Origin of the sequence: Kitasatospora sp. NPDC006697, assembly GCF_042869935.1 — a bacterium.
Taxonomy (GTDB): domain Bacteria; phylum Actinomycetota; class Actinomycetes; order Streptomycetales; family Streptomycetaceae; genus Kitasatospora.
The window spans coordinates 128,509-153,405 of the sequence record NZ_JBIAGU010000006.1 but is presented as its reverse complement, the minus strand read 5'-3'; the positions used below and the strand labels follow the sequence as shown (position 1 = coordinate 153,405).

The 24,897-nt window shown below is 73.1% G+C and carries 24 protein-coding genes; 7 read left to right on the top strand and 17 right to left on the bottom strand.

The window, feature by feature from the left end:
- The first annotated feature begins 6 nt into the window (after positions 1-6).
- Genes ACFYNO_RS10795 through ACFYNO_RS10785 form a run of 3 tightly spaced genes read left to right on the top strand, consistent with a single transcriptional unit; the run spans position 7 to position 2,095 of the window.
- On the top strand, positions 7-744 hold the full coding sequence (locus tag ACFYNO_RS10795; RefSeq protein WP_388008724.1) for a metal ABC transporter ATP-binding protein: 738 nt from the start codon (positions 7-9) through the stop codon (positions 742-744).
- Positions 741-1,637 carry a metal ABC transporter permease gene (locus ACFYNO_RS10790; protein WP_388008721.1) on the top strand — a complete coding sequence of 299 codons (897 nt, stop codon included), beginning with the start codon at positions 741-743 and terminating at the stop codon, positions 1,635-1,637. The genes ACFYNO_RS10795 and ACFYNO_RS10790 overlap by 4 nt, the downstream gene beginning before the upstream one ends.
- Positions 1,638-1,672: 35 nt before the next feature.
- Complete coding sequence (locus ACFYNO_RS10785; RefSeq protein ID WP_388008718.1) at positions 1,673-2,095, top strand: Fur family transcriptional regulator; 423 nt, start codon at positions 1,673-1,675, stop codon at positions 2,093-2,095.
- A 123-nt stretch (positions 2,096-2,218) separates the two neighbouring features.
- On the opposite strand, the gene ACFYNO_RS10780 is transcribed toward ACFYNO_RS10785, so the two are convergent.
- From ACFYNO_RS10780 to leuA, 4 genes are all read right to left on the bottom strand, one after another.
- Positions 2,219-3,070, bottom strand: coding sequence for an isoprenyl transferase (locus tag ACFYNO_RS10780; RefSeq protein WP_388008715.1), 852 nt, complete (start codon positions 3,068-3,070; stop codon positions 2,219-2,221).
- 2 nt (positions 3,071-3,072) lie between these two features.
- Positions 3,073-3,819, bottom strand: a complete 747-nt coding sequence (gene recO / locus ACFYNO_RS10775; protein ID WP_388008712.1) for a DNA repair protein RecO — start codon at positions 3,817-3,819, stop codon at positions 3,073-3,075.
- A gap of 179 nt (positions 3,820-3,998) precedes the next feature.
- Entirely contained in the window at positions 3,999-4,625 is a 627-nt protein-coding gene (locus tag ACFYNO_RS10770) for a TerB family tellurite resistance protein (RefSeq protein WP_388008709.1), read from the bottom strand.
- Positions 4,626-4,874: 249 nt separating this feature from the next.
- Positions 4,875-6,656: a 2-isopropylmalate synthase gene (gene leuA / locus ACFYNO_RS10765; RefSeq protein ID WP_388008706.1), complete on the bottom strand. Its 1,782-nt coding sequence runs from the start codon at positions 6,654-6,656 to the stop codon at positions 4,875-4,877.
- A gap of 305 nt (positions 6,657-6,961) precedes the next feature.
- On the opposite strand from leuA, the gene ACFYNO_RS10760 reads away from it, so the two are divergent.
- On the top strand, positions 6,962-7,972 hold the full coding sequence (locus ACFYNO_RS10760) for a M4 family metallopeptidase (protein WP_388008703.1): 1,011 nt from the start codon (positions 6,962-6,964) through the stop codon (positions 7,970-7,972).
- A 64-nt stretch (positions 7,973-8,036) separates the two neighbouring features.
- Complete coding sequence (locus ACFYNO_RS10755) at positions 8,037-8,315, top strand: protealysin inhibitor emfourin (RefSeq protein WP_388008700.1); 279 nt, start codon at positions 8,037-8,039, stop codon at positions 8,313-8,315.
- Between the two features lie 29 nt (positions 8,316-8,344).
- Here the strand turns inward: ACFYNO_RS10755 and era are convergent, their stop codons facing one another.
- The 4 genes from era to ACFYNO_RS10735 form a co-directional block, all read right to left on the bottom strand.
- Positions 8,345-9,295 carry a GTPase Era gene (gene era, locus ACFYNO_RS10750; protein ID WP_388008697.1) on the bottom strand — a complete coding sequence of 317 codons (951 nt, stop codon included), beginning with the start codon at positions 9,293-9,295 and terminating at the stop codon, positions 8,345-8,347.
- A 60-nt stretch (positions 9,296-9,355) separates the two neighbouring features.
- Positions 9,356-9,502: a hypothetical protein gene (locus ACFYNO_RS10745; protein ID WP_388008694.1), complete on the bottom strand. Its 147-nt coding sequence runs from the start codon at positions 9,500-9,502 to the stop codon at positions 9,356-9,358.
- Positions 9,503-9,572: 70 nt separating this feature from the next.
- Positions 9,573-9,926, bottom strand: coding sequence for a cytidine deaminase (locus tag ACFYNO_RS10740; protein ID WP_388008691.1), 354 nt, complete (start codon positions 9,924-9,926; stop codon positions 9,573-9,575).
- Positions 9,907-10,818, bottom strand: a complete 912-nt coding sequence (locus ACFYNO_RS10735) for a helix-turn-helix transcriptional regulator (protein WP_388008688.1) — start codon at positions 10,816-10,818, stop codon at positions 9,907-9,909. The genes ACFYNO_RS10740 and ACFYNO_RS10735 overlap by 20 nt, the downstream gene beginning before the upstream one ends.
- 58 nt (positions 10,819-10,876) lie before the next feature.
- Here ACFYNO_RS10735 and ACFYNO_RS10730 point away from each other — a divergent pair, with 58 nt between their 5' ends.
- Entirely contained in the window at positions 10,877-12,304 is a 1,428-nt protein-coding gene (locus ACFYNO_RS10730) for an MFS transporter (RefSeq protein WP_388008685.1), read from the top strand.
- A 7-nt stretch (positions 12,305-12,311) separates the two neighbouring features.
- On the opposite strand, the gene ACFYNO_RS10725 is transcribed toward ACFYNO_RS10730, so the two are convergent.
- From ACFYNO_RS10725 to hrcA, 9 genes are all read right to left on the bottom strand, one after another.
- Complete coding sequence (locus tag ACFYNO_RS10725) at positions 12,312-13,646, bottom strand: hemolysin family protein (RefSeq protein ID WP_388008682.1); 1,335 nt, start codon at positions 13,644-13,646, stop codon at positions 12,312-12,314.
- A gap of 9 nt (positions 13,647-13,655) precedes the next feature.
- Positions 13,656-14,150 (bottom strand): rRNA maturation RNase YbeY, encoded by a 495-nt coding sequence (gene ybeY, locus ACFYNO_RS10720; protein WP_388008679.1) that lies wholly within the window; start codon positions 14,148-14,150, stop codon positions 13,656-13,658.
- 13 nt (positions 14,151-14,163) lie between these two features.
- Positions 14,164-15,249, bottom strand: a complete 1,086-nt coding sequence (locus tag ACFYNO_RS10715) for a PhoH family protein (protein WP_388008676.1) — start codon at positions 15,247-15,249, stop codon at positions 14,164-14,166.
- 177 nt (positions 15,250-15,426) lie between these two features.
- Positions 15,427-16,347, bottom strand: coding sequence for a ribonuclease Z (locus ACFYNO_RS10710; protein WP_388008673.1), 921 nt, complete (start codon positions 16,345-16,347; stop codon positions 15,427-15,429).
- Between the two features lie 44 nt (positions 16,348-16,391).
- A complete protein-coding gene (locus ACFYNO_RS10705; protein WP_388008670.1) occupies positions 16,392-16,751 on the bottom strand; it encodes a histidine triad nucleotide-binding protein in 360 nt (119 codons plus the stop codon).
- 94 nt (positions 16,752-16,845) lie between these two features.
- Positions 16,846-20,154 (bottom strand): PDZ domain-containing protein, encoded by a 3,309-nt coding sequence (locus ACFYNO_RS10700; RefSeq protein WP_388008667.1) that lies wholly within the window; start codon positions 20,152-20,154, stop codon positions 16,846-16,848.
- 189 nt (positions 20,155-20,343) lie between these two features.
- On the bottom strand, positions 20,344-21,093 hold the full coding sequence (locus ACFYNO_RS10695; RefSeq protein ID WP_388008664.1) for a 16S rRNA (uracil(1498)-N(3))-methyltransferase: 750 nt from the start codon (positions 21,091-21,093) through the stop codon (positions 20,344-20,346).
- 161 nt (positions 21,094-21,254) lie between these two features.
- Positions 21,255-22,391: a molecular chaperone DnaJ gene (dnaJ, locus tag ACFYNO_RS10690; protein ID WP_388008661.1), complete on the bottom strand. Its 1,137-nt coding sequence runs from the start codon at positions 22,389-22,391 to the stop codon at positions 21,255-21,257.
- A gap of 51 nt (positions 22,392-22,442) precedes the next feature.
- On the bottom strand, positions 22,443-23,687 hold the full coding sequence (gene hrcA / locus ACFYNO_RS10685; protein ID WP_388008658.1) for a heat-inducible transcriptional repressor HrcA: 1,245 nt from the start codon (positions 23,685-23,687) through the stop codon (positions 22,443-22,445).
- Positions 23,688-23,936: 249 nt separating this feature from the next.
- Between hrcA and htpX the strand changes: the two genes are divergently transcribed.
- A complete protein-coding gene (gene htpX, locus ACFYNO_RS10680; RefSeq protein ID WP_388008655.1) occupies positions 23,937-24,863 on the top strand; it encodes a zinc metalloprotease HtpX in 927 nt (308 codons plus the stop codon).
- The last annotated feature ends 34 nt before the right edge of the window (positions 24,864-24,897 follow it).

Here is a 24,897-nt window from a genome sequence, read left to right as displayed (position 1 = left end):
ACCCCGATGGACTCTGCGATACCCGTCGTCCGGCTCTCCGCGGCCCGCGCCTCGCTGGGCGGCCGCCCGGTGCTCCGCGGCCTCGACCTCACCGTCGCCCCCGGCGAGGTGGTGGCGCTGCTCGGGGCCAACGGCTCCGGCAAGTCGACCACCATCAAGACCGTGATCGGCACCGTGCCGCTGACCGGCGGCGAGCGCGAGCTGTTCGGGGTGCCCGGCCACCGGTTCCGCGACTGGCGCCGGATCGGCTACGTGCCGCAGCGCACCACCGCGGCCGGCGGGGTGCCCGCCACCGTGCGCGAGGTGGTCGCCACCGGGCGGCTGCCGCAGCACCGGATGCTGCCGTTCGGCCGCAGGGACCGGGCAGCGGTGGACGCGGCGCTGCAGGCCGTGGGGATGCTGGACCGGGCCCGGGACGGGGTCGCCGACCTCTCCGGCGGGCAGCAGCAGCGGGTGCTGATCGCCCGCGCGCTGGTCGGCTCGCCGGAGCTGCTGATCATGGACGAGCCGATGGCCGGGGTGGACCTGGCCAGCCAGCAGGTGCTCGCCGACACCCTGCGCGGCGAGGTCGCCCGCGGGGCGTCGGTGCTCCTGGTGCTGCACGAACTCGGGCCGCTGGCACCGCTGATCGACCGCGCCGTGCTGCTGCGCGACGGGCAGGTGGTGCAGGACGGTCCGCCCGTCGGCGCCGACCACCACCAGGACCACCACCACGCCGAGATCCGCCAGGGGCTGCTGACATGAGCGACCTGCTCTCCTACGACTTCATGCAGCGCGCGCTGCTCGCCGCGCTGCTGGTGGGCATCACCGCCCCCGCCGTCGGCATCTACCTGGTGCAGCGGCGCCAGGCGCTGATGGGCGACGGCATCGGCCACGTGGCGCTGACCGGTGTCGGGCTCGGGCTGCTCTTCCAGACCGACCCGGTCTGGATGGCGGTCGTGGTCTGCGTGGTCGCCGCGGTGATCATGGAGCTGGTGCGCTCGCGGGGCAACCAGCGCGGGGACATCGCGCTCGCGATGCTCTTCTACGGCGGAATGGCCTGCGGCCGGCTGCTGATCAGCAAGTCGCCGGCCGCCAGCGGCACCGGCGGCAGCCTGGACAGCTACCTCTGGGGCTCCATCCTGGCCGTGGACAACGGCGACCTGATCACCATCTCGGTGCTCGGCGCAGTGGTGATCGCGGTCAGCCTGGGCCTGCGCCGGCAGCTCTTCGCGGTCTGCCAGGACGAGGAGTTCGCCAAGGTCACCGGTGTGCCGGTGCGGCTGCTCAACCTGTCGATCGCGGTGATGGCCGCGGTCACCGTCACGGTGGCGATGCGGGTGGTCGGGCTGCTGCTGGTCAGCGCGATGATGGTGGTCCCGGTGGTGGCCGCGCAGCTGCTCACCCGCTCGTTCCGGGCCACCCAGCTGCTCTCCATCGTGATCGGGGTGCTGGTGTCGCTGGGCGGTGTGGTCACCTCCTACCAGGCCGACGTGCCGCCGGGTTCGGCCATCGTGCTGCTCGCCATCGCCTGCTTCGCGGTGTTCAGCCTGCTCGCCGCGCCGCTGGCCCGGCGCCGGCACCGCGCGGCGGCGGCGGAGGGCGCGGAGGAGGGTTCCGTCGGGCAGCCGACGGCCGGTGCGGGGCTGGCACAATGAGGTGTGACCCGCCCCAGAGCCCAGGAGGAGCACCGGTGACCACCGCAGGCCCGTCGCCACGCGCCCGCTCGACCCGCCAGCGTGCCGCGGTCTCCGCCGCGCTCGACGAGCTGGAGGACTTCCGCAGCGCGCAGGAACTGCACGACCTGCTCAAGCACCGCGGCGACTCGGTCGGCCTGACCACCGTCTACCGCACCCTGCAGTCGCTGGCCGACGCGGGCGAGGTCGACGTGCTGCGCACCGCCGACGGCGAGGCCGTCTACCGGCGCTGCAGCAGCGGGCACCACCACCACCTGGTCTGCCGGCACTGCGGCAGCACCGTGGAGGTCGAGGGTCCGGCCGTCGAGCGGTGGGCCAACTCGGTCGCCGCCGAGCACGGGTTCAGCGACATCGCGCACACCCTGGAGATCTTCGGCACCTGCGCCGACTGCGCCGCCAAGCAGGCGGCCGGCGCCTAGCCGAAGCGGCGTCAGCCGGGGCCGGTGGACCGTACCCTGCCGACTCCGGAGCACAGCGCGGGGTCGCGCGCGACGGCCCGGCCCCCGTGGCGGGGGCCGGGCCGTCGGCGGTGCGCGGTGCGGTCAGCGCTGGGCCGGGACCTCCAGCGCCGGGTCGGCGGGGAAGTCGGCGGGCACCTCGTTGGGCAGCGCCCCGCCGAACCGGCGGTCGCGCATGGCGTACTGCTCGCAGGCGCGCCACAGGTCTCGGCGGTCGAAGTCGGGCCAGAGCACGTCCTGGAACACGAACTCGGCGTAGGCGGACTGCCAGAGCCAGAAGTTGGAGGTGCGCTGCTCGCCGCTGGGGCGCAGGAACAGGTCCACGTCCGGCATGTCCGGGTGGTACATGTACTTGCCGAGGGTCTTCTCGTTGACCTTCTTCGGGTCGAGCTTCCCGGCGGCCACGTCGGCGGCGATCGCGGCGGCGGCGTCCGCGACCTCGGCCCGGCCGCCGTAGTTGACGCACATGTAGAGGGTGACCAGGTCGTTCTCCTTGGTCTGCTCCTCGGCGACCTTGAGCTCCTGGACCACGCTCTTCCACAGCCTGGGCATCCGGCCGGCCCAGCGGATCCGCACGCCCATGGCGTCCAGCTCGTCGCGGCGGCGGCGGATCACGTCGCGGTTGAAGTTCATCAGGAACTTCACCTCGTCCGGCGAGCGCTTCCAGTTCTCGGTGGAGAAGGCGTAGAGCGAGATGTTCTTCACACCGAGCTCGATGGCGCCCTTCATCACGTCGAGCACCACGCTCTCGCCGACCTTGTGGCCCTCGGTGCGCGGCAGCCCGCGCTCCTTGGCCCAGCGGCCGTTGCCGTCCATCACGATCGCGACGTGCTCGGGAACCAGCTCGCCGGGGATCTTCGGCGGCCGGGCGCCGCTCGGGTGCGGGTCCGGGGCCCGGAACTCACGCTTGCTGCTGGCGCCGAACAGCCGTGCCATGGTCACTTCTCCACGTATCTCATCGAGCGGATGCCCCGCTCCAGGTGCCACTGGAGGTAGGCGGCGACCAAGCCGCTGCCCTCCCGCCAGTACCGGGGTTCACAGGCGTCCGCGGTGTGCCAGTCTCCGGACAGCAGGGCGCCGAGCAGAACCAGTGTCTCAGGGGAGGGTACGGCACAGCCAGGCACTCGGCAGTCCGCGCAGAGCACCCCGCCCGCCTGCAGCGAGAAGAAACGGTTCGGGCCCTCCAGCCCGCACTTGGCGCAGTCGTCGAAGCTCGCGCCGTACCCGTTGACGGCCAGCGAGCGCAGCAGGAAGGCGTCCAGCACCAGGTGCGAGGCATGGCTGCCGGCCGCCAGCGTGCGCAGCGCGCCGACCAGCAGCAGGTACTGCTGGACGGCGGGTTCGCCCTCGTTCTCGGCGAAACGTTCCGCCGTCTCCAGCATCGCGGTGCCGGCGGTGTAGCGGCCGTAGTCGCCGACGATCCCGCCGCCGTAGGGGGCGATGGTCTCCACCTGGGTGCAGAGCGGCAGCGAGCGGCCGACCAGCTCGCTGCTGCGGCTGAAGAACTGCACGTCCACGTGGGAGAACGGCTCCAGCCGGGCGCCGAACTTCGACTTGGTCTTGCGCACCCCGCGGGCCACCGCCCGGACCTTGCCGTGCTGGCGGGTGAGCAGCGTGATGATCCGGTCCGCCTCGCCGAGCTTCTGGGCGCGCAGCACGACGCCGTCGTCACGGAACAGACTCATGCGCCCATTCTCCCCCACCCGGTGGGGCGCCCGGACCTCCGGCCGCGCCCGCCCGGCGCAGGGACGGCCGTGAGCCCGCGCCGGGCGCGTACGGGGGGATGCCGGCGCGGGTTCACGGGGGCGGGCCCGGGGGCGGGGGGAGTACCCGGGGGCCCGGCTCGGAGGTGGAGCGGGAAGGGTCAGTGCGAGGTGCGGGTGGCCGCCTGCAGCAGCCCCGTCACCACCTCGTCGGGCAGCCGCAGGCAGCAGCCCACGGCGGCCAGCGCGGCGCGCTCGGCGGGCTGGTAGCGACCGTCGGCAAGCGCGATCCGGGCGCCTTGGAGGACCAGCCGCTCGCGGCCCTGCTGGGCCAGGTGCGGCGCCAACGGCTCCAGCGCGGCGTGCAGTTCGACCATCAGGCCGGTGCCGAGCGCGAGCTCGGCCGCGGCCGTGGAGACCTCGCCGTAGCCGGAGAGCGCGGCCAGCGCCGCCAGCACCTGCATCTCGCCGCAGTCCTCGAAGCCGGCCGTGCGGACCAGCTCGCAGGCCTCCGCCCGGGCCGCCGCCGAACCCGCTCCGCCGGCCGCCAGCATGGCCAGCGCGACGGTGTACTGGGCGTCCCGGAGCATCCCGGTCAGCCGCACGCAGGTGGGCTCCTCTAGGCACTCCAGGCCGTACCGGCCACGGCAGTTGGTGCACTGCACGCTGGTCAGCACCGGTCCCAGCGGGAGCAGTGGCAGATCGAGCAACCGCAGCCACCGCCGGCCGTGCTGCCGGCGGTAGTTGCGGTCGCCGCCGCAGCCCGGGCAGAAGAAGTCACCGAGCACATCCGTCCGCCACCTCGGGCGAACACCCCACAACCGTGTCACGGCGCCAACTCCCCAGACTTGGCAGGCGGCCTGCACGACGACGGGCAGGTCTCGCGACCCGGTCCGGGGGCCGTCCCACCGACCCTCGGCTCCGGTCCACCGATGGTGCCACGGTTGCCTGCGGGTGTCAGCACCCCGAACGGGTGCCGAACCAAAAAAATGTGGCCCAGGACACATCCTGGGCCACACCTGTGTCGCACCTGGACGTCAGCTGCGAGCGCTCCGGTTGACGGCGCTGATGATCGCCTTCAGCGAGGCGCGGACGGTGTTGGCGTCGATGCCGACGCCCCAGCGGACCTGGCCGTCCACCGCGCACTCCACGTAGGCGGCGGCCAGCGCGTCGCCGCCCTCGCTCAGCGCGTGCTCGGCGTAGTCCAGCACCCGGACGTCCACGCCGATCCCGGCCAGCGCGTCGGTGAAGGCGGAGACCGGGCCGTTGCCGCTACCGGTCAGCTCGGCCTCGGCGCCGTCCACCAGCACGCTCACGGTCAGCGCGTCGCGCCCCTCGTCGGTGGTGAGCGCCTGCTGCTCGCGCAGCGCCAGCCGGCCCCACGGGTTCTCCGGGGTGGGCAGGTACTCGTCCTGGAAGACCGACCAGATGTCGCCCGGGGTGACCTCGCCGCCCTCGGCGTCGGTCTTGGCCTGGATGATCCGGGAGAACTCGATCTGCATCCGGCGCGGCAGGTCCAGCTTGTGGTCGTTCTTCAGCACGTAGGCGATGCCGCCCTTGCCGGACTGCGAGTTGACCCGGATGACCGCCTCGTAGCTGCGGCCGACGTCCTTCGGGTCGATCGGCAGGTAGGGCACGCCCCAGGTGTACTCGCCGACCGGCACCCCGGCCGCCGCCGCGTCCGCCTCCAGGGCGTCGAAGCCCTTCTTGATCGCGTCCTGGTGCGAGCCCGAGAAGGAGGTGTAGACCAGGTCGCCGGCGTAGGGGTGGCGCTCCGGTACGTTCATCTGGTTGCAGTACTCGTAGGTCCGGCGGATCTCGTCGATGTCCGAGAAGTCGATCATCGGGTCCACGCCCTGGGAGAACAGGTTCATCCCGACGTTCACCAGGTCCAGGTTGCCGGTCCGCTCGCCCTGGCCGAACAGGCAGCCCTCGACCCGGTCGGCGCCGGCCATCACGGCCAGCTCGGCCGAGGCCACGCCGGTGCCGCGGTCGTTGTGCGGGTGGGTGGAGAGCGCCACGAACTCACGGCGGGTCAGGTTGCGGGACATCCACTCGATCATGTCCGCGTACACGTTCGGGGTGCAGCGCTCGACCGTGGTGGGCAGGTTCAGGATGATCTCGCGGCCCTCGCCGGGCTGCCAGACGTCCATCACGCCCTCGCAGACCTCCAGCGCGAAGTCCAGCTCGGTGTCGATGAAGATCTCCGGCGAGTACTGGTAGCCGAAGACGGTCTGCTCGCCCAGCAGCTTCTCGGCGTACTCCATCACCAGCCGGGTGCCGTCCACCGCGATCGCCTTGATGTCCTCCTTGCTGCCGCGGAAGACCACCCGGCGGAACAGCGGCGAGGTCGCGTTGTACAGGTGCACGGTGGCGCGCGGCGCGCCCACCAGCGACTCCACGGTGCGCTCGATCAGGTCCTCGCGGGCCTGGGTCAGCACCGAGATCGTGACGTCCTCGGGGATCGCGTCCTGCTCGATCAGCGAGCGGACGAACTCGTAGTCGGTCGCCCCGGAGGACGGGAAGCCGACCTCGATCTCCTTGTAGCCCAGCCTCACCAGCAGGTCGAACATCTTGCGCTTGCGGGCCGGCGACATCGGGTCGATCAGCGCCTGGTTGCCGTCCCGCAGGTCGGTGGAGAGCCAGCGCGGCGCCTTGGTGATCAGCTTGCCCGGCCACGTGCGGTCCGGCAGGTCCACGGTGCCGAACGGGATGTAGCGCTGGAACGGCATGCCGGAGGGCTGCTGCCGCACGGACGCCGCGGTGATCGGGGTCGGCCGCTCGATGAAGGCGCGGGCCACGGAGGACTGCTCAGTCATGGGTGGGTCTCTCGGCTTCTCTTCGGATGCGGGCTGGTCGGGGTGAAGTCACCCGACGGGCCGACTGGTGCGGACGCACTGGTTCAGTGAATGCGCACAGCACAGAACCCCGCGGCGAGGGAGCCGGCCTCCGAATGGTCCTACAGGCCCTCGCCGCGGCAGCTAAGAAGAAGCAGCCCGTAACGCATGATGTGCCCCAGCGTAACCCAGCGGCCCCCGGGGCCGAAGCCGACCGAGCGACATTTCCACGCTTTGAGACGGCGGGATGCGTGACACCGGGTCACACATCGGTGACGCTGTGCGCCATGACGCAGCTCTGCACCATCATCCCGCCCTACCTGCTGGACCGGCTGGCGGCCCTGGGCGACGAGGCCGCGGGGCGCTCGCTGGCCGCCGACGCGGCCCTGCGCGCCGCCCGCGCCAGCCTCGCGGCGGTCCCCGCACCCGCCGCCGGCCGCCCCGGCCGGACCATCGCGGACGCCGGCCGCACCGAGCGCCTGCCCGGCCGGGTGGTGCGCACCGAGGGCGGCCCGCCGACCCCCGACCCCGCCGTCAACCGCGCCTACGACGGCCTGGGCGCCACCCTCGCCCTGCTGCTGGAGGTCTACGGCCGGCGCTCGGTGGACGGCGCCGGGCTGCCGCTGCAGGCGAGCGTGCACTACGGCGAGAAGTACGACAACGCGTTCTGGGACGGCACCCGGATGGTCTTCGGCGACGGCGACGGGATGCTGTTCAAGGACTTCACCGGCTGCCTGGACGTGATCGGCCACGAACTCGCCCACGGCGTGGTGCAGTACAGCGCGGACCTGGCCTACCAGGGCCAGTCCGGGGCGCTGAACGAGTCGGTGGCGGACGTCTTCGGCAGCCTGGTCAAGCAGTACGCGCTGGGCCAGCAGGCCGAGGACGCGGACTGGCTGATCGGCGCCGGCCTGTTCGGGCCGGGTGTGCACGGCACGGCGCTGCGCTCGCTGAAGGCGCCCGGCACCGCCTACGACGACCCGCGGCTGGGCCGCGACCCGCAGCCCGGCTCGATGGACGACTACGTGCGCACCGAGGAGGACGAGGGCGGGGTGCACATCAACTCCGGCATCCCCAACCGGGCCTTCCAACTGCTCGCGGTGGAGCTGGGCGGCCCGGCCTGGGAGCGGGCCGGCCGGATCTGGTACGACACGCTGACCAACGGCTCGCTGCGCCCGCACGCGACCTTCGCCGAGTTCGCCCGGGCCACCCTGGCCGCGGCCGGGGCGCGGTTCGGCGAGGGCCCGGTCACCGAGGCGGTGGCGGGGGCCTGGAAGCGGGTCGGGCTGGCCGTCTGAGCGGACCCCGCCCTCCTGGCGGAATCCCCAGTATTCCGGCGCAATCCGTAGCAGACTGGCGCTCATGCGCATAGAGGTGACCAGGACCGGTGGATTCGCCGGGCGCACCACCCGGGCCGAGCTGGACACGGACGCCCGGATCGACGCCCCGCACGTGCACGCACTGGCCCGCGAGGCGGTGGCCGGCGCCTCGCGGACCCCGGGCTACGGCGTGCCCGACGGCTACCACTACGCGATCGGGGTGGACGGCCGGACGGTGTACTGCGCCGACCCGAACCTGACGGACTCCCAGCGCGAGCTGATCTCCCTGGTGCTGAACCGGGGAGTCGAGCGGACCGCCTGACCCCTGGTCGGCGGTCCGCCGAACGGGCGTCAGAAACCGAGCTTGCGCAGCTGCTTGGGGTCGCGCTGCCAGTCCTTGGCGACCTTGACGTGCAGGTCGAGGTAGACCGGGGTGCCGAGCAGCGCCTCGATGTGCTTGCGGGCGGTGGTGCCGACGTGCTTCAGCCGGGCGCCCTTGGCTCCGATCACGATGGCCTTCTGGCTCTGCCGCTCGATGTAGACGTTGGCGTGGATGTCCAGCAGCGGGCGGTCGGCCGGGCGGTCCTCGCGCGGCAGCATCTCCTCGACCACCACGGCCAGCGAGTGCGGCAGCTCGTCCCGCACGCCCTCCAGGGCGGCCTCGCGGATCAGCTCGGCGACCATGATCTGCTCGGGCTCGTCGGTGAGGTCGCCGTCCGGGTAGAGCGGCTGGCCCTTCGGGAGCAGCTTGGTGAGCAGGTCCGCCACCAGGCCGACCTGCTTGTCGCCGACCGCGGAGACCGGGATGATCTCGGCCCACTCGATGCCCAGCTCCACGCCGAGCTGCTGGATCGCGATCAGCTGCTCGGCCAGCCGCTTGGAGTCGACCAGGTCGGTCTTGGTGACGATGGCCACCTTGGGGGTCTTCTTGATCTCGGCCAGTTCCTTGGCGATGAACTTGTCGCCGGGGCCGAGCTTCTGGTCGGCGGGGAGGCAGAAGCCGATCACGTCGACCTCCGCCCAGGTGCTGCGGACCAGGTCGTTGAGCCGCTCGCCGAGCAGGGTGCGCGGCTTGTGCAGTCCGGGGGTGTCGACCAGCACCAGCTGGGCGTCGGGGCGGTGCACGATGCCGCGCACGGTGTGGCGGGTGGTCTGCGGTCGGTCGGAGGTGATCGCGACCTTCGTCCCCACCAGGGCGTTGGTCAGCGTGGACTTGCCGGCGTTGGGGCGGCCGACGAAGCACGCGAAGCCTGATCGGTAGGGGGCTGCCGGGGCCTTGGAGGTGTCGCTCATGGGCACCATTCTCCCTGATCGGCCGCGGGTGACCGACCGGCACGGCCGGGTCCGCCGCAGGGGCCGGCCTCACTTCTCCTTGAGCAGCACGCCGATCAGGGTGAGCAGGGCGAGAGCGCCCGAGACGCTCGCCCAGACCACGGAGTGGGTCTCGTGCCAGCGGCCCATCGCCATCAGGATGGCGAGGAGCGCGGCGAAGAAGGAAATGGCCCCCATGCTCGGTGAGATTATCTGACTACCTCACCGACGTGGGGGCTCCCCCCGTGGAGATTCGGGCGGTGGAGACTCAGGCGGTGGTCCGGCTCCGCAGCACGCCGTCCGGGCCGGCCAGCAGCAGCGGGGTGCCCTCGCCGCCCAGGTCGCGCACCACGGCCAGGTCCACCGGGTTGGCCTCGGCCGCCTCGGTCACCACCGCGGCCGCCTCCAGACCCCTGGCCCCGCTCGCCTTGGCCATCGCCACCGCGGTCTGCACCGCCGTCAGGGTCAGCGAGGGCAGCACCACCGCGCCGGCCACGTAGGTGCGCCCGGTCTCGTCGCGGACCGCCGCGCCCTCGGCCACACCGTTGCGGGCCCGGATCGAGCGGGCCAGGGTGAGGATCTTCTGGTCTTCCGGATCAAGCTCAGTCATGGGGCCGAGCATAGGCGGCCGGGCCCACCGGACGCAGCGTGGTCCGCCGCCCCTCCGGGCTGGTCAGCCACTCCAGCTGCTCGGCGGTGCCGGTGCCGGCCACCGGGTTGAGCATCACGATGGTCAGGTCCGGACGGGCCGGCACCTTCAGCTGGGTGGACTCGAAGTGCAGCTCCCCCGCCGTCGGGTGGGCCAGCACCTTGGTCAGCTGGCCCGGCGCACGGACGTCGCCGCGGGCCCACAGCTCGCCGAACTCCGGGCTCTGCTCCGACAGCTCCGCCAGGATCCGCTGGTAGCCGTGGTCCCCGGGCCGCTCGGCCGCGGCGAGCCGGAACTGCGCCAGCACCGCCTCGGCGCCGGACGCCCAGTCCGCCTCCCGGGCCCGGTTCACCGGGTTGGTGAAGTAGGCCACCAGGCAGTTGGTGTCGGTGGTGTAGCCGAACAGCAGGCCGGCCGCGTCGTTGAAGGCGACGATGTTCCAGTACGGGTCCAGCACATGGGCCGGGAACGGCATCCAGGCGTCGATCAGCCGGCGCAGCCCGTCCGAGACCGGGGCCGGGTCGGGGGTCTGCACCGGCGGGTTGAGCCCGGCCAGCAGGTAGAGGTGGCGGCGCTCCGGCTCGTCCAGCCGCAGCACCCGGGAGACCGAGTCCAGCACCTGCGGGGAGACCGTGATGTCGCGGCCCTGCTCCAGCCACTGGTACCAGGAGACGCCCACCCCGGCCAGCACCGCGACCTCCTCGCGCCGCAACCCCGGGGTGCGGCGCCTGGCGCCGCCGTCCGGCAGGCCGGCCTGCACGGGGGTGACCCGGGCCCGCCGGCTGCGCAGGAACTCCCGCAGCTGCTGCCGGCGCTGCGCGTCGGGGTCGCTCTCCAGGACTCGGGCCTGCTGACTGGTGGTCATACCACCAGCATAAGTACGCACTCTCCACACCCGGCCCGCCCGGCCCAGGATCGAGGGCATGGCAACCGTCACCGCAACCCCTGCACCGGCAGCCCTGGGCTCCCGGTCCCGGCTCGTCCTCTTCGTCCTCTGCGCGGCCCAGTTCGCGGTCGCGCTCGACTTCTCCATCCTGAACGTGGCGCTGCCCGCGCTCGGTGCCGACCTCGGCATCGGGCAGGCCAACCTGCAGTGGGGCGTCACCGCCTTCGCGCTGCCCTCCGGCGGGTTCCTGCTGCTCTCCGGCCGGCTGGCCGACCTCTACGGGCGGCGCCGGATCTTCCTGATCGGACTGGCCGCCTTCACCGCCGCCTCGGTGCTGGCCACCGTGGCCTGGGACCCGGCCAGCTTCCTGGCCGGGCGGGTGCTGCAGGGGCTGGGCGCCGCCCTGATCGTGCCCTCCGGGATGGCCCTGCTCACCACCACCTTCCGGGAGGGCCCGGAGCGGGACCGGGCGCTCGGCGTCTCCGGACTGCTGCTCTCGCTCGGCTTCACCGCCGGCATGCTGCTCGGCGGGGTGCTCACCCAGGCCCTCGGCTGGCGCTCCACCATGGCGCTCAACGTGCTGATGGGCGCCGCGGTGCTGGCCGGCGCTCCCAGGCTGCTCACCGAGTCCCGGCTGCCCGAGCGGCCGCGGATGGACGTGCCCGGCGCGGCCACCATCACCGGCGGCCTGCTGGCACTGATCTACGCCCTCTCCACCGCCGCCCAGACCGGCTTCGGCCACGCCGACGTGCTGGCCGGCCTGGCCGCCGGGGTGCTGCTGCTGGCCGCCTTCGGCTGGATCGAGTCGCGCGCCGCGCAGCCGCTGGTCTCGCTGCGGGTGCTGCGCCGGCGCACCGTCGCCTTCGGCAACCTCGGCGGCCTGGTCACCTTCGCGATGATGAGCTCGGTGATCTTCCTCAGCACCCTCTACCTGCAGCAGGTGCTGCGGCTGGGCCCCGGCGAGTCTGGTCTGGTCTTCGGGGTGATCGGGCTGGCCGCCGCGCTCGGCGGGACGGTCGCACCGCGGGTGGCCGGACGGATCGGCGCCCCGCGCACCCTGCTGGCCGGCCTGCTGATCCAGGCCGTGTTCACCGCGGCGATGCTGGGCATCGGCGCCGGGGGCGGCACCTGGCTGGTGGTGCTGGCCGGCTCGATCGCCTGCTTCGGGCACCTGTGGGCGATCGTCGCCTACAGCATCACCGCCACCTCCGGCCTCGGCGACGAGGAGCAGGGGCTGGCCACCGGACTGGTGACCAGCACCCAGCAGGTCGGGCTGACCGTCGGCATCCCGCTGCTCTCCGCGCTCGCCTCCTCGCGGATCGACGGGCTGCGGGCGGCCGGGCACTCCTTCGCCGAGGCCACCCTGGGCGGGGTGCGGCTGGGACTGGCCACCGACGCCGCCGTGGTGGCCGCCACCGCGCTGCTCGCCGGCCTCGGGCTGCGGGCCTGGCGGCGGGTCGGCTGAGCCGCCGTCAGTCCTCGGCGGCCGCCTCCCCGTGCGCCGGATCCTCGCGGTGCACCGGGGCGGCCAGCACGGTGCCGATCCGGTTGCGGCGCCCGGCGGAGCTCTCGGCGGTCAGGCTGATCGCCGTCAGCCCGGCCGGGCCGTCGGCCTCCGGCACCGGGATCTCGCAGGAGGAGCCCGGGATCGGCACCCGGCCCAGGTTCTTGGCGAGCAGGCCGCCGACCGTCTCGACGTCCTCGTCGACCAGCTCGATGCCGAACAGCTCGCCCAGGTCCTCGACCAGCAGCCGGGCGGTGATCCGGTAGCTGCCGTCGCCCAGGTCCTCCACCGGGGCGGTCTCCCGGTCGTACTCGTCGGTGATCTCGCCGACGATCTCCTCCAGCACGTCCTCGATGGTGACCAGGCCGGCCGTGCCGCCGTACTCGTCGATCACGATCGCCACGTGCGAGCGGATCTGCTGCATCTCGCGCAGCAGGTCGCCGGCCGGCTTGCTGTCCGGGATGAAGACCGCCGGGCGCATCACGGTGTCCACCTGCTCGGACTCGGACTCCCGGTTCACGTGGGTGAGCCGGACCAGGTCCTTCAGGTAGACGATGCCGACCACGTCGTCCTCGTTGTCCCCGACCACCGGGATCCGGGAGAAGCCGGAGCGCAGCGCCAGGGTCAGCGCCTGGCGCACCGTCTTGTGGCGCTCGATCATCACCAGGTCGGTGCGCGGCACCATCACCTCGCGCACGATGGTGTCGCCCAGCTCGAAGACCGAGTGCACCATCCGGCGCTCCTCGTCCTCGATCAGGTCGTCCTTCTCGGCCAGGTCGACCAGCGCCCGCAGCTCGGCCTCGGAGGCGAACGGGCCCTCCCGGTACCCCTTGCCCGGGGTGAGCGCGTTGCCCAGCAGGATCAGCAGCCGCGGGATCGGACCGAGGATCCGGGCCAGCGGCAGCAGCACGTAGGAGGAGGCGGTGGCGGTGGTCAGCGGGTGCTGGCGGCCGATGGTGCGCGGCGAGACGCCGACCGCCACGAAGGAGACCAGCACCATCACGCCGAACGCCACCAGCACGCCCTGCCAGGTCTGCTGGAAGCTGCGCACGCAGACCACGGTGACCAGCACCGCGGCCGCCACCTCGCTGGCCACCCGGATCAGGGTGGCCAGGTTGAGGTAGCGGACCGGGTCGGAGGCCATCGCCAGCAGCCGCTGGGCGCCGCGCCGGCCGTGCCGGACCGCCTCCTCCGCGCGGAACCGGGAGACCCGGGAGAGGCCCGCCTCGGCGCAGGCGGCCAGCCACCCGAGCATCACCAGCAGGAAGGCGCCGACCAGGAAGCTCGTACTATCGCCGCTCATCGCCGCGGGTCAGTGGGTGGTGGGGGCCGGGGAGATCCCCGACAGCCCGCGACCGGCCCGCCAGTCGTCGAGGATCCGCTTCTGCAGGCCGAACATGACCTGCTCCTCCTCGGGCTCCTCGTGGTCGTAGCCGAGCACGTGCAGCACCCCGTGGACGGTGAGCAGCTGCAGCTCCTCGTCCATCGAGTGCTGCGAGGGCGCGGCCAGGCCCTGGGCCTTGGCCACCTCGGGGCAGAGCACGATGTCGCCGAGCAGGCCCTGGGGCAGCTCCTCGCCCTCCTTGCCCGGACGCAGCTCGTCCATCGGGAAGGACATCACGTCGGTCGGACCGGGCAGGTCCATCCACTGGATGTGCAGCTGCTCCATCGCGTCGCTGTCCACCAGGATCACGGACAGTTCGGAGAGCGGGTGGATCCGCATCTTGTCGAGGGCGTAGCGGGCGACGTCGAGGATGGCCTCTTCGTCGGCCTCCCACCCGGACTCGTTGGCGATGTCGATGGACATTCGGGGACTCGGCTCAGCTTTCGGTGCGATGGGGCTGTCGGGGCGCGCGGCCTCGGGGGCCGCGCGGGGCCGCCTTGCGGGGAGCCGGGGCGGCCTCGTCGGCCTCCGCGGCGTCCCAGCGCTCGTAGGCGTCGACGATCCGGCCGACCAGCTTGTGGCGGACCACGTCGGTGCTGGTCAGGATCGAGAAGTGGATGTCCGGGACGTCGGCCAGGATCTCCTGGACCACCTTGAGACCGCTGCGGGTGCCGCCCGGCAGGTCGATCTGGCTGGTGTCACCGGTGACCACGACCTTGGAGTTGAAGCCGAGGCGGGTCAGGAACATCTTCATCTGCTCGGGCGAGGTGTTCTGGGCCTCGTCCAGGATGATGAAGGCGTCGTTCAGGGTCCGGCCGCGCATGTACGCCAGCGGGGCGACCTCGATGGTGCCGGCCGCCATCAGGCGGGGGATCGAGTCCGGGTCCATCATGTCGTGCAGCGCGTCGTAGAGCGGGCGCAGGTAGGGGTCGATCTTCTCGTAGAGGGTGCCGGGCAGGAACCCGAGCCGCTCGCCGGCCTCCACCGCCGGGCGGGTCAGGATGATCCGGTTGACCTCCTTGGCCTGCAGCGCCTGCACCGCCTTGGCCATCGCCAGGTAGGTCTTGCCGGTGCCGGCCGGGCCGATCCCGAAGGTGATGGTGTGCCGGTCGATCGCGTCGACGTAGGACTTCTGGTTGAGGGTCTTCGGGCGGATCGTCCGGCCGCGGTTGGAGAGGATGCTCTGGGTGAAGACGGCGGACGGGCTCACGTCCTCGGCACCGCTCTTCAGCATCGCGATGGACCGCTCCACCGAGTCCTCGGTCAGCGGCTGGCCGGTGCGCAGCACCAGCATCATCTCGTCGAAGAGCTGCTTCACCAGCGCGATGTCGGCCCGGGCGCCGGTGGCCGTGACCTCGTTGCCGCGCACGTGGATGTCGGTGTCGGGGAAGGAGCGCTCGATCACCCGCAGGAGGGAGTCGGTGGCACCGAGGAGGGTGACCATCGGGTGCTTCTCGGGGATCACGATCCGGGCAGTCGAGCCGTCGCCGCCCTGGGCGCTGGTCTGTGCGGTGTCACTCATCGGTTCGCTCATGGGTCGGCGCTGGGGCCTGCTTCATCCCATCCGTGGTCTCGGGGTGACGCTCGGGTCGTCCGGGGTCACCAGGGTACGCCGCGCAGGTGTTCGCTGTGGCACGGCCCGATCGATGGTGCGCCACGGACGGAGGTGGCGCCAGCGCTTTTCCACGGGCGGCGGCGGTCACCGGCGCCGGGGCGGGACCGGCACCCGGGCCAGGTCCTCGGCGACCACGATCTCGCCGTCGAACTGCTCGCGGGCCTCGGCCAGGTGGCCCGAGAGGTCGGGGTAGCGCTGCGAGAAGTGGGTCAGCACCAGGGTGCGGACGCCGGCCGCCGCGGCCGCCCGGGCCGCCTGGCCGGCGGTGAGGTGGCCGTGCTCCTTCGCCAGTCGCGCCTCGGCGGCCAGGAAGGTCGCCTCGATCACCAGCAGGTCGGCGCCCTCGGCCAGCTGCTCCACGCCCTCGCACATCCGGGTGTCCATCACGAAGGCGAACCGCTGGCCCGGGTGGGGCTCGCTCACCTCGTCGAGGGTGATGGTGCGGCCGTCCAGCTCGACCGCGGCCCGCCGCTGCAGTTCGCCGACGATCGGGCCGCTGAGGCCGAGCGCGGCCAGCCTCTCGGGCAGCATCCGCCGCCCGCCGGGCTCGACCAGCTGGTAGCCGTAGGAGTCCACCGGGTGCGACAGCTCCACCGCCTGCACGGTGAACGGCGCCCCGGGCAGCGGCAGCGGACCGGCCGACCGGATCGGCGAGGGCAGCAGCCGGGCCGTCTCGTGGTAGGCCGTGGCGTACCGCAGCCGGTCGAAGTACTCCTGGCCGCTGGCCGGGTAGTGGCAGGAGACCGGGTGCGGCACCCGGTCCAGGTTGATCCGCTGGATCACCCCGGCCAGGCCCAGGCTGTGGTCGCCGTGGAAGTGCGTGACGAGGATCCGGGTCAGGTCGGTGGCCGAGACGCCGGCGTGCACCATCTGCCGCTGGGTGCCCTCCCCCGGGTCGAAGAGCAGCCCCTCGCCGTCCCAGCGCAGCAGGTACCCGTTGTGGTTGCGGTGCCGGGTCGGCACCTGGCTGGCCGTGCCGAGGACGACGAGTTCGCGGTTGCTCACGGGGGCTCCGGGGTTGAACGGATCCTGGACTCAGGTCCGGCCGGTCAGACCAGGCCCTCGTGGAAGTCGCCGCCGCCGAGCACGTGGACGTGCGCGTGGAAGACGGTCTGGCCGGCGCCCGCACCGGTGTTGAAGATCATCCGGTAGCCGTGGTCGGCGATCTTCTCGTCGGCGGCGACCGCGGCGGCCTCGGTCAGCAGCCCGGCGGCCAGCTCCGGCTCGGCGGCGGCCAGCGTGGCGGCGTTCGGGTAGTGCGTCTTGGGGATCACCAGCACGTGGGTCGGAGCCTGCGGGTTGATGTCCCGGAAGGCCAGCGTGGCCGGGGTCTCGCGGACCACGGTGGCCGGGATGGCGCCGGTGACGATCTTGCAGAAGACGCAGTCGGGGTCGAGCTGGTCGGCCATGAGTCGGGCTCCGGTGGTCGGCGGTGCGGCGGACACCCCCGGCCGCGGGGCCGGGGGTCTGACGTTCCGCCAACCTACCGGACTCGACGGCCCGTCAGGGCAGCGGAGGAGGGGTCCTGGCGGGCTGCTCGGCCAGCTTGGCGAGCGCGATCCGGACCGCCTCGGCGAGCTGCGGATCCTCGCCGGCCGCCCACTCGTGCGGGGCGATCGGCACCTCCACGTCCGGGGTGACGCCGCGGTTCTCCACGCCCCAGCCGTAGCCCTCCAGCCAGATCGCGTACTTGGGCTGGGTGACGCCGGTGCCGTCGACCAGGCTGTAGCGGTGGTCGATGCCGATCACCCCGCCCCAGGTGCGGGTGCCGACCACCGGGGCGATGCCCAGCGCCTGGATGGCGGCGTTGACGATGTCGCCGTCGGAGCCGGCGTGCTCGTCGGCCAGCGCCACCAGCGGGCCGCGCGGGGCCTCGCCCGGGTAGCTGTCCGGGGTGGCCAGGTCGCGGCCCACGCCCCAGCCGACGATCCGCCGGCTCAGCTTCTCGATGATCAGCTGCGAGGTGTGGCCGCCCCGGTTGCCGCGCAGGTCGACCAGCAGGCCCTCCTTGGCCACCTCCACCCGCAGGTCGCGGTGGAGCTGGGCCCAGCCGGCACTCATCATGTCCGGCACGTGCAGGTAGCCGAGCCGGCCGCCGGAGAGCTCGCGGACCGCGGACCGCCGGCCGGCCACCCAGTCGTGGTAGCGCAGCGCCTCGTCGTCGGCGAGCGGGACGGCCACCGGGTACCGGACCGTGCCGTCGGCGCGGCGGACCGTCAGCTCCACCGGCTGGCCGGCGGTGCCGGCCAGCAGCGGGGCCGGGCCGGTCACCGGGTCCACCGGGCGGCCGTCCACCGCGAGCAGCGCGTCGCCCGGGCGGATCGCCACCCCGGGCTGGGCCAGCGGGGAGCGGGCCCGCGGGTCGGAGGACTCGCCGGGCAGGATCCGGGCGATCCGCCAGACCTCGCCGTCCCGCTCCAGGTCGGCGCCGAGCAGGCCCTGCGGGCGGAAGGCGTGGCCGCCGCGGCCGGGCGGGCTGACGTAGCAGTGCGAGGTGCCCAGCTCGCCGACCACCTCCCAGAGCAGGTCCACCAGGTCGTCGTGCGAGCCCAGCCGCTCCACCAGCGGGCGGTACCGGTCCAGCACCCCGGTCCAGTCCACGCCGTTCAGGTCGGCCCGCCAGTAGTTGTCGCGCATCAGGCGGCCGTTCTCGTCGAACATCTGCCGCCACTCGGCCGCCGGGTCCACGGTGACCCGCAGCCGGGCCAGGTCCACCCGGGTCTCGTCCTCGTCACCGGGCTTGCGGTCGGCGGGCACGATCCGCAGCTCGCCGCCGTCCAGCACGGCCAGCCGGCTGCCGTCGCCGCTGACCTGGAAGCCGTCGAGGCTGTCGGCCAGCTGCTCGACCCGCAGCTTGCGCAGATCGAACCGCTCCAGCACCGGGCCGGGGCGCTCGTCCTCCGGGGTGGCCGCGTCGTCGCCCAGCTCCCCGACCACCGGGTACCTGGTCCAGAGCACGCCGTCCTTGGCCGCCCGGAGCACCCCGAAGCGGCCGCCCTCGACCGGGAACGGCACGATCCGGTCGGCCAGGCCCGCCAGGTCCACCTCGGTGCGGGCCGGCTGCTCCTCGGCGGGCTCCCCCGCCGCGCCCTCGCCCTCCGACTCGGACTCGGACTCGGACTCGGGCTTCTCCGGCTTCTCGGCGGACTTGTCCTCCTCGCCGTCGGCCGGGCGGCCCAGCCGCTGCGGACCGAACGGGGAGGGGGTCTCGGCGGCCAGCGTGATCAGGTACGGGCGGGCGCCGGTGGGGAAGCCCAGGTCGAAGCTGTGCGCGTCGTAGACCGGGTCGAAGTTGCGGGCCGAGATGAAGACCAGGTGGCGGCCGTCGGCGGTGAAGACCGGCGAGGTGTCGTGGAAGCGCTGCGGGGTGGCCTCGGAGACCGTCCCGGTGGCCAGCTCGGCCAGCATGATCTGCCGCAGCGACCAGGGGCCGAGGGCGGGCTGGGACCAGGCCAGCCAGTCCGACTCGGGGGCGAAGGCCAGGCCGCTGACCTCGCCGTCCCGACTGCGCGCCAGCTCGGTCACCGTGCCGTCGGCCAGGGTGACCAGCAGCACCCGGCCGTCGTGCGAACCCACCGCGGCCAGCCGGCCGTCCGGCGAGACGGTCAGCCCGAGCACCCTGCCGAGCTGCCCGGCGGCCAGCCGGTGCCGCTCCCCGCCGAGCACGTCCGGGGCGTACTCCAGGGCGTCGTCGCCCTCCGCGTCGGTCACCCAGAGGGCGCCCTGCGGGGCGTCCTCGCCGGTGGACGGGACCACCCGGGCCAGCCGGTTGCGCACGCCCGGCGCCTCGGCCAGCACCCGGGCCGGGCCCTCACGGTGGGTCAGCCAGTGCACGGTGCCCCGGACCACCACGGCGGCGGCCCGGGCGGTGGCGTCCGGCGCCGCGGTCTCCACCCGGCCGGCGGCGGCCAGCGGGTGGCTGCGGCGGCCGCTGCGCGGGCCGGCCGGGGTGACCGCCAGCCGGCGCGGCCGCGCGCCGCCCTCCAGGCTGTCCAGCAGCCAGAGGTCGCCGGCGCTGTGCCAGACCACCCGGGTGCCGTCGGTGCTCGCGTTGCGGGCGTAGAACTCTCCCCCAGCCTTCGGCCGGGAGGTGCCCCCACTGTCCGGGGTGTGGCGGCGCAGGTCGGTGCCGTCCGGGAGGCTGGAGTAGAGGTGGCCGCAGCCCTCGTGGTCGCTCAGGAAGGCCAGCCGGCCGGCCACCCAGAGCGGGGACTCGATGTTGCCGTCCAGCTCCTGGTGGATCCGGGTGAACTCGCCGCCGGTGCTGCCGATCCACAGCTTGCCGGCGGTGCCGCCGCGGTACCGCTTCCAGCGGGCCGGCTCCAGGCTGAAGGAGGAGAGCAGCAGCGCCCGGTCGCCCTCCGGCTCCAGGGCCAGCCCGCCGATCGGTCCGTAGGGCAGCCGGCGCGGGCTGCCGCCGTGCAGCGGGACGGCGAAGGCCCAGGCCTGGCGGCTGGTCGGCTGGCCGGCGCTGGTGATCGCGATCGGCTCGCCCTGCGGGGTCCAGCCGCGCAGCAGGGTGCGGTTGGTGCTGCCCCAGTGGGTCAGCCGGCGGGCCTCGCCGCCGTCCGCCGGGGCGGCGTAGACCTCGGCCGAGCCGTCCCGGCTGGAGGTCCAGGCGATGGTGCGGCCGTCGGGCGAGAAGAGCGGATGGGAGACCGGGGAGCGGTCGGCGGTCAGCCGCCAGGCCCGGCCGCCGTCGAGCGGCGCGAGCCAGACGTCATCCTCGGCGACGAAGGTCACCAGGTCGCCGTGGAGATGGGGATGGCGCAGGTAGGCGCCGCCGGTGGAGATGCTCTCGGAGTCCGTCACCTCGTCAGGTTATGCACCGCCAGGGCACCGGGACCACCGATTCCCGGGAGCTTGCCGGGGAGTGGGGAGGAAGACCTGTTCACGTGCTTGACGCGGCGATGACGGGGAGTCGGCGCTGCGTGACGGCGGTGGGCCGGGCCGGTGGGCCGGGCGCCCGGCGGGCGGGCGGGGCCCACCGGCCCCGGGAGGTCAGGACCAGCGGCCGGTGCGGCCCAGCAGCAGCGCGCCGGCGGCCACGCCGGCCGTGGAGGTGCGCAGCACCGAGGCTCCCAGCCGGTAGGGGCGGGCGCCGGCCTCGGCGAAGGCGGCCAGCTCCTCGGGGCTGATGCCGCCCTCCGGACCGACCACCAGCACCAGCTCGCCGCCCGTCGGCAGCTCGGCCGTGGCCAGCGGCTCGGCCCCCTCCTCGTGCAGCACCGCGGCGAAGTCGGCGGCGGCCAGCAGCGGGAGCAGCTGACGGGTGGTCACCGGGTCGGCCACCTCCGGGAAGCGCAGCCGGCGGGACTGCTTGCCCGCCTCCCGCGCGGTGGCCCGCCACTTGGCCAGCGCCTTGGCGCCGCGGTCGCCCTTCCACTGGGTGATGCAGCGGGCGGCCGCCCAGGGAACCACCGCGTCCACGCCGACCTCGGTCATGGTCTCCACCGCCAGCTCGCCGCGGTCGCCCTTGGGGAGCGCCTGGACCACGGTGATCCGCGGGCCGGGCGCCGGCTCGGTGCGCAGCTCGGCCACCTCGACGTCCAGCGCGTCCTTGCCGTGCAGGGCGGCCACGGTGCCGAGGACACCCAGGCCCTGACCGTCGGTCAGGGTGACCTGCTCCCCCGGCTCCAGGCGCTTCACGGCGACGGCGTGCCGCCCCTCGGCGCCGTCCAGCCGGACCAGGCTGCCGGGCGCGGCCGCGGTCAGCCGGGCGGAGTCGACGACGAAGACGGGTGCGGTCATGGCTGGCTTTCCGGAGGTGGGTGGGAGTGGGCGTGGGAGAGGAGGGGCCGCGCCCCCAGCGGCACCAGGGCGACCGGTGGGGGGCGAACGGCACGGGGGCCGGCGGGGCTGGTCAGCCCACCTCCGGCCCCCGGTGCGCCCGCTTCCGGGGCGACGGAGCCTCAGCGCCCGTTGAAGGCGTCCTTGAGCCGGGAGAACAGCCCCTGCTGCCCGGGCGCGAACTGGCCGGAGGGCCGCTCCTCGCCGCGCAGCACCGCGAGCCGGCGCAGCAGGTCCTCCTGCTCGGCGTCGAGCTTGGTGGGCGTCTGCACCTCGACATGCACTATCAGGTCGCCCCGACCGCCCCCGCGCAGGTGGGTGATGCCCCGGCCGTGCAGCGGGATGGACTGGCCGGACTGGGTGCCCGGGCGGATGTCCACATCCTCCGGGCCGTCCAGGGTCTGCAGCGGCACCTGGGTGCCGAGCGAGGCGGCCGTCATCGGGATGGTCACCGTGCAGTGCAGGTCGTCACCGCGGCGCTGGAAGGTCGTGTGGCTGGTCTCGGCGATCTCCACGTAGAGGTCGCCGGCCGGGCCGCCGCCGGGGCCGACCTCGCCCTCGCCGGCCAGCTGGATCCGGGTGCCGTTGTCGACACCGGCGGGGATCTTGACCGTGAGGGTACGGCGGGCCCGGACCCGGCCGTCGCCCGCGCACTCCGGGCAGGGGGTGGGCACCACGGTGCCGAAGCCCTGGCACTGCGGGCAGGGGCGCGAGGTCATGACCTGGCCCAGGAAGGAGCGGGTCACCTGGGAGACCTCGCCCTTGCCGCGGCACATGTCACAGGTCTGCGCGGTGGTGCCGGGGGCGGCGCCCTCCCCGTTGCAGGTGGTGCAGGTGACGGCGGTGTCGACCTGGAGTTCCTTGGTGGTGCCGAAGGCGGCCTCCTCCAGGGTGATCTCCAGCCGGATCATCGCGTCCTGGCCGCGCCGGGTGCGGGAGCGCGGACCGCGCTGGCCCGCCGCCGCCCCGAAGAAGGCGTCCATGATGTCCGAGAACCCGAACCCGGCCGCACCGGCGCCGAACCCGCCGGCCCCGCCGTTCGGCGAGAGCGGGTCTCCGCCGAGGTCGTAGACCTGGCGCTTCTGCGGGTCGGAGAGCACCTCGTAAGCGGCGTTGATCTCCTTGAACCGCTCCTGGGTCTTCGGGTCCGGGTTGACGTCAGGGTGCAGTTCACGGGCCAGGCGCCGAAACGCCTTCTTGATCTCGTCCTGCCCCGCGTCCCGTCGGACGCCGAGTACCGCGTAGTAGTCCGTGGCCACCAATGACTCCGCTTGTTCCGCTTCTAGAAGGTGCTGCTAACTGGGGTGTTGCTAAGACTCGGCGAGGATCTGCCCCACGTACCGGGCCACCGCACGGACCGCCCCCATGGTGCCGGGGTAGTCCATCCGGGTCGGTCCGATCACTCCGAGTTTGGCCACGCTCTCATCGCCCGAACCGTAACCGACCGAGACGACCGACGTGGAATTCAGCCCCTCGTAGTCGTTCTCCCGGCCGATCCGGACCGTCATACCGCCATCATTGGCCTCACCGAGGAGCCGGAGCAGGACCACCTGCTCCTCCAGCGCCTCCAGCACCGGCTGGATGGTGAGGGGGAAGTCATGGCCGAACCGGGTCAGGTTGGCCGTGCCGGCCAACATGATCCGCTCCTCGTTCTGCTCGACCAGCGACTCGAAGAGGGTGGAGAGCACCGTGGCCACGATCGGCCGGTCGGCCGGCTCGAAGGAGGCCGGCAGGTCCTCCACCAGGGCCGGCACGTCCGGGAACCGGCGACCGCCGGCCCGGGCGTTCAGCCGGGCCCGCAGATCGGCCAGGGTGGTCTCCCGGACCGGACCGGGGCAGTCCACCAGCCGCTGCTCGACCCGGCCGGTGTTGGTGATCAGCACCAGCATCACCTTGGCCGGTGCGAGCATCACCAGCTCGACGTGGCGGACCGTCGACCGGGTCAGCGAGGGGTACTGGACCACGGCCACCTGGCGGGTCAGCTGGGCCAGCAGCCGCACGGTGCGGGCCACCACGTCGTCCAGGTCGACCGCGCCGTCCAGGAAGTGGCGGATCGCCCGGCGCTCCGGGGCGCTCATCGGCTTGACCTCGGCCAGCCGGTCCACGAAGAGGCGGTACCCCTTGTCGGTGGGGATCCGCCCGGCGCTGGTGTGCGGCTGCTGGATGTAGCCGTCCTCCTCCAGCGTGGCCATGTCGTTGCGCACGGTGGCCGGGGAGACGCCGAGGTTGTGCCGCTCCACCAGGGCCTTGGAGCCGACCGGCTCCTCGGTGCCCACGTAGTCCTGGACGATGGCCCGCAGCACGGCGAGCTTGCGGTCGTCCAGGGCGAGGGCGGCGCCGGGCTCACCGCCGGTGAGCGAGCGGGCGGCGGCCGCCCGGGCGGCGGGGGTGCGGCCGGTGCGGGAGGCCGGGGCACGGCCGGGACGGCGGCCCCCCGCCGGGGCACCGCTGTCGACGGCCTCGGCGGCGACGCCCGGGGACTCGACGGTCGGGGACTCGACGGCCGCCGGTTCGCGGCCGGTCGGACGCGGGTCGGATTCGGGTTCGTCGAACATGGCACGCACCTCCCTCTTCGCGCGTTGTCCTGGTACCAGGTCCTGCACTCTCCGTAGATCGGTTGGCACTCTTGACTGAGGAGTGCCAAAACCGTACCTGCCAGTGTAAGGCCCGGGTACGACCGCAGGAACGCCCTGTCCCGGGATGCCGCGCGGATCACGTGTCGGTGCGCGCCGGGTTGGTGCCCACCGCCGGACGAAGTGGCAGCATCGATATCAATCACGACGGATGGACCCCAAGGAGCAGAAATGTCGGTCGCCGGACCCCACACCCGCTTCGCTCCCGATCGTGGTCTGACCGGGCGGATGGTCACCACCATGTTCTTGATCGGGCTGCTCTACGTAGCCTTCACCGGCGCCCTGATCGTGTTGCTCAAGGGCGCCTGGCCGCTGGTGGTGCTGCTCTCCGGCGGGCTCTTCGTCGCCCAGTTCTGGTTCAGCGACAAGATCACCCAGCGGGCGATGGGCGCCCACGAGGTCACCCCCGAGCAGTACCCGCAGCTGCACGGCACCATTGACCGGCTCTGCGCCCTGGCCGACATGCCCAAGCCGCGGGTCGCGGTGGCCGACAACGACATGCCGAACGCCTTCGCCACCGGCCGCAACCCGAAGAACGCCGTGGTCTGCGTCACCACCGGCCTGCTTCGCCGGCTGGAGCCGGAGGAGCTGGAGGGCGTGCTCGCCCACGAGCTCTCGCACGTGGCTCACCGGGACGTCGCGGTGATGACCATCGCTGGCTTCCTCGGCGTGCTGGCCGGTGCGATCACCCGGATCGCGCTCTACACCGGCATGTGGGGCGGCAACAACCGGAACAACAACAACAATGACAACACCGCGATCGCGATCGTGGTGGTCTCGCTGGTCAGCGTGGTGGTCTACGCGATCAGCTTCCTGCTGACCCGGCTGCTCTCCCGCTACCGCGAGCTGGCCGCCGACCGGGCCGCCGCCCAGCTCACCGGCCGGCCCAGCGCGCTGGCCTCCGCGCTGACCAAGGTGACCGGGCAGATCGGCGCGATCCCGACCCAGGACCTGCGCCAGGCCCAGCCCTACAACGCCTTCTTCTTCGCCCCGGCGCTGAGCGCCAAGGAGGCGGCCACCCAGCTGATGTCCACCCACCCGAGCCTGGAGCAGCGCCTGGAGCAGCTGGAGAAGATCTCCCGGGAGCTGGGGCACTGACGGGGTAGGAGTGGGGGTGACGGCGCAGCCCCGA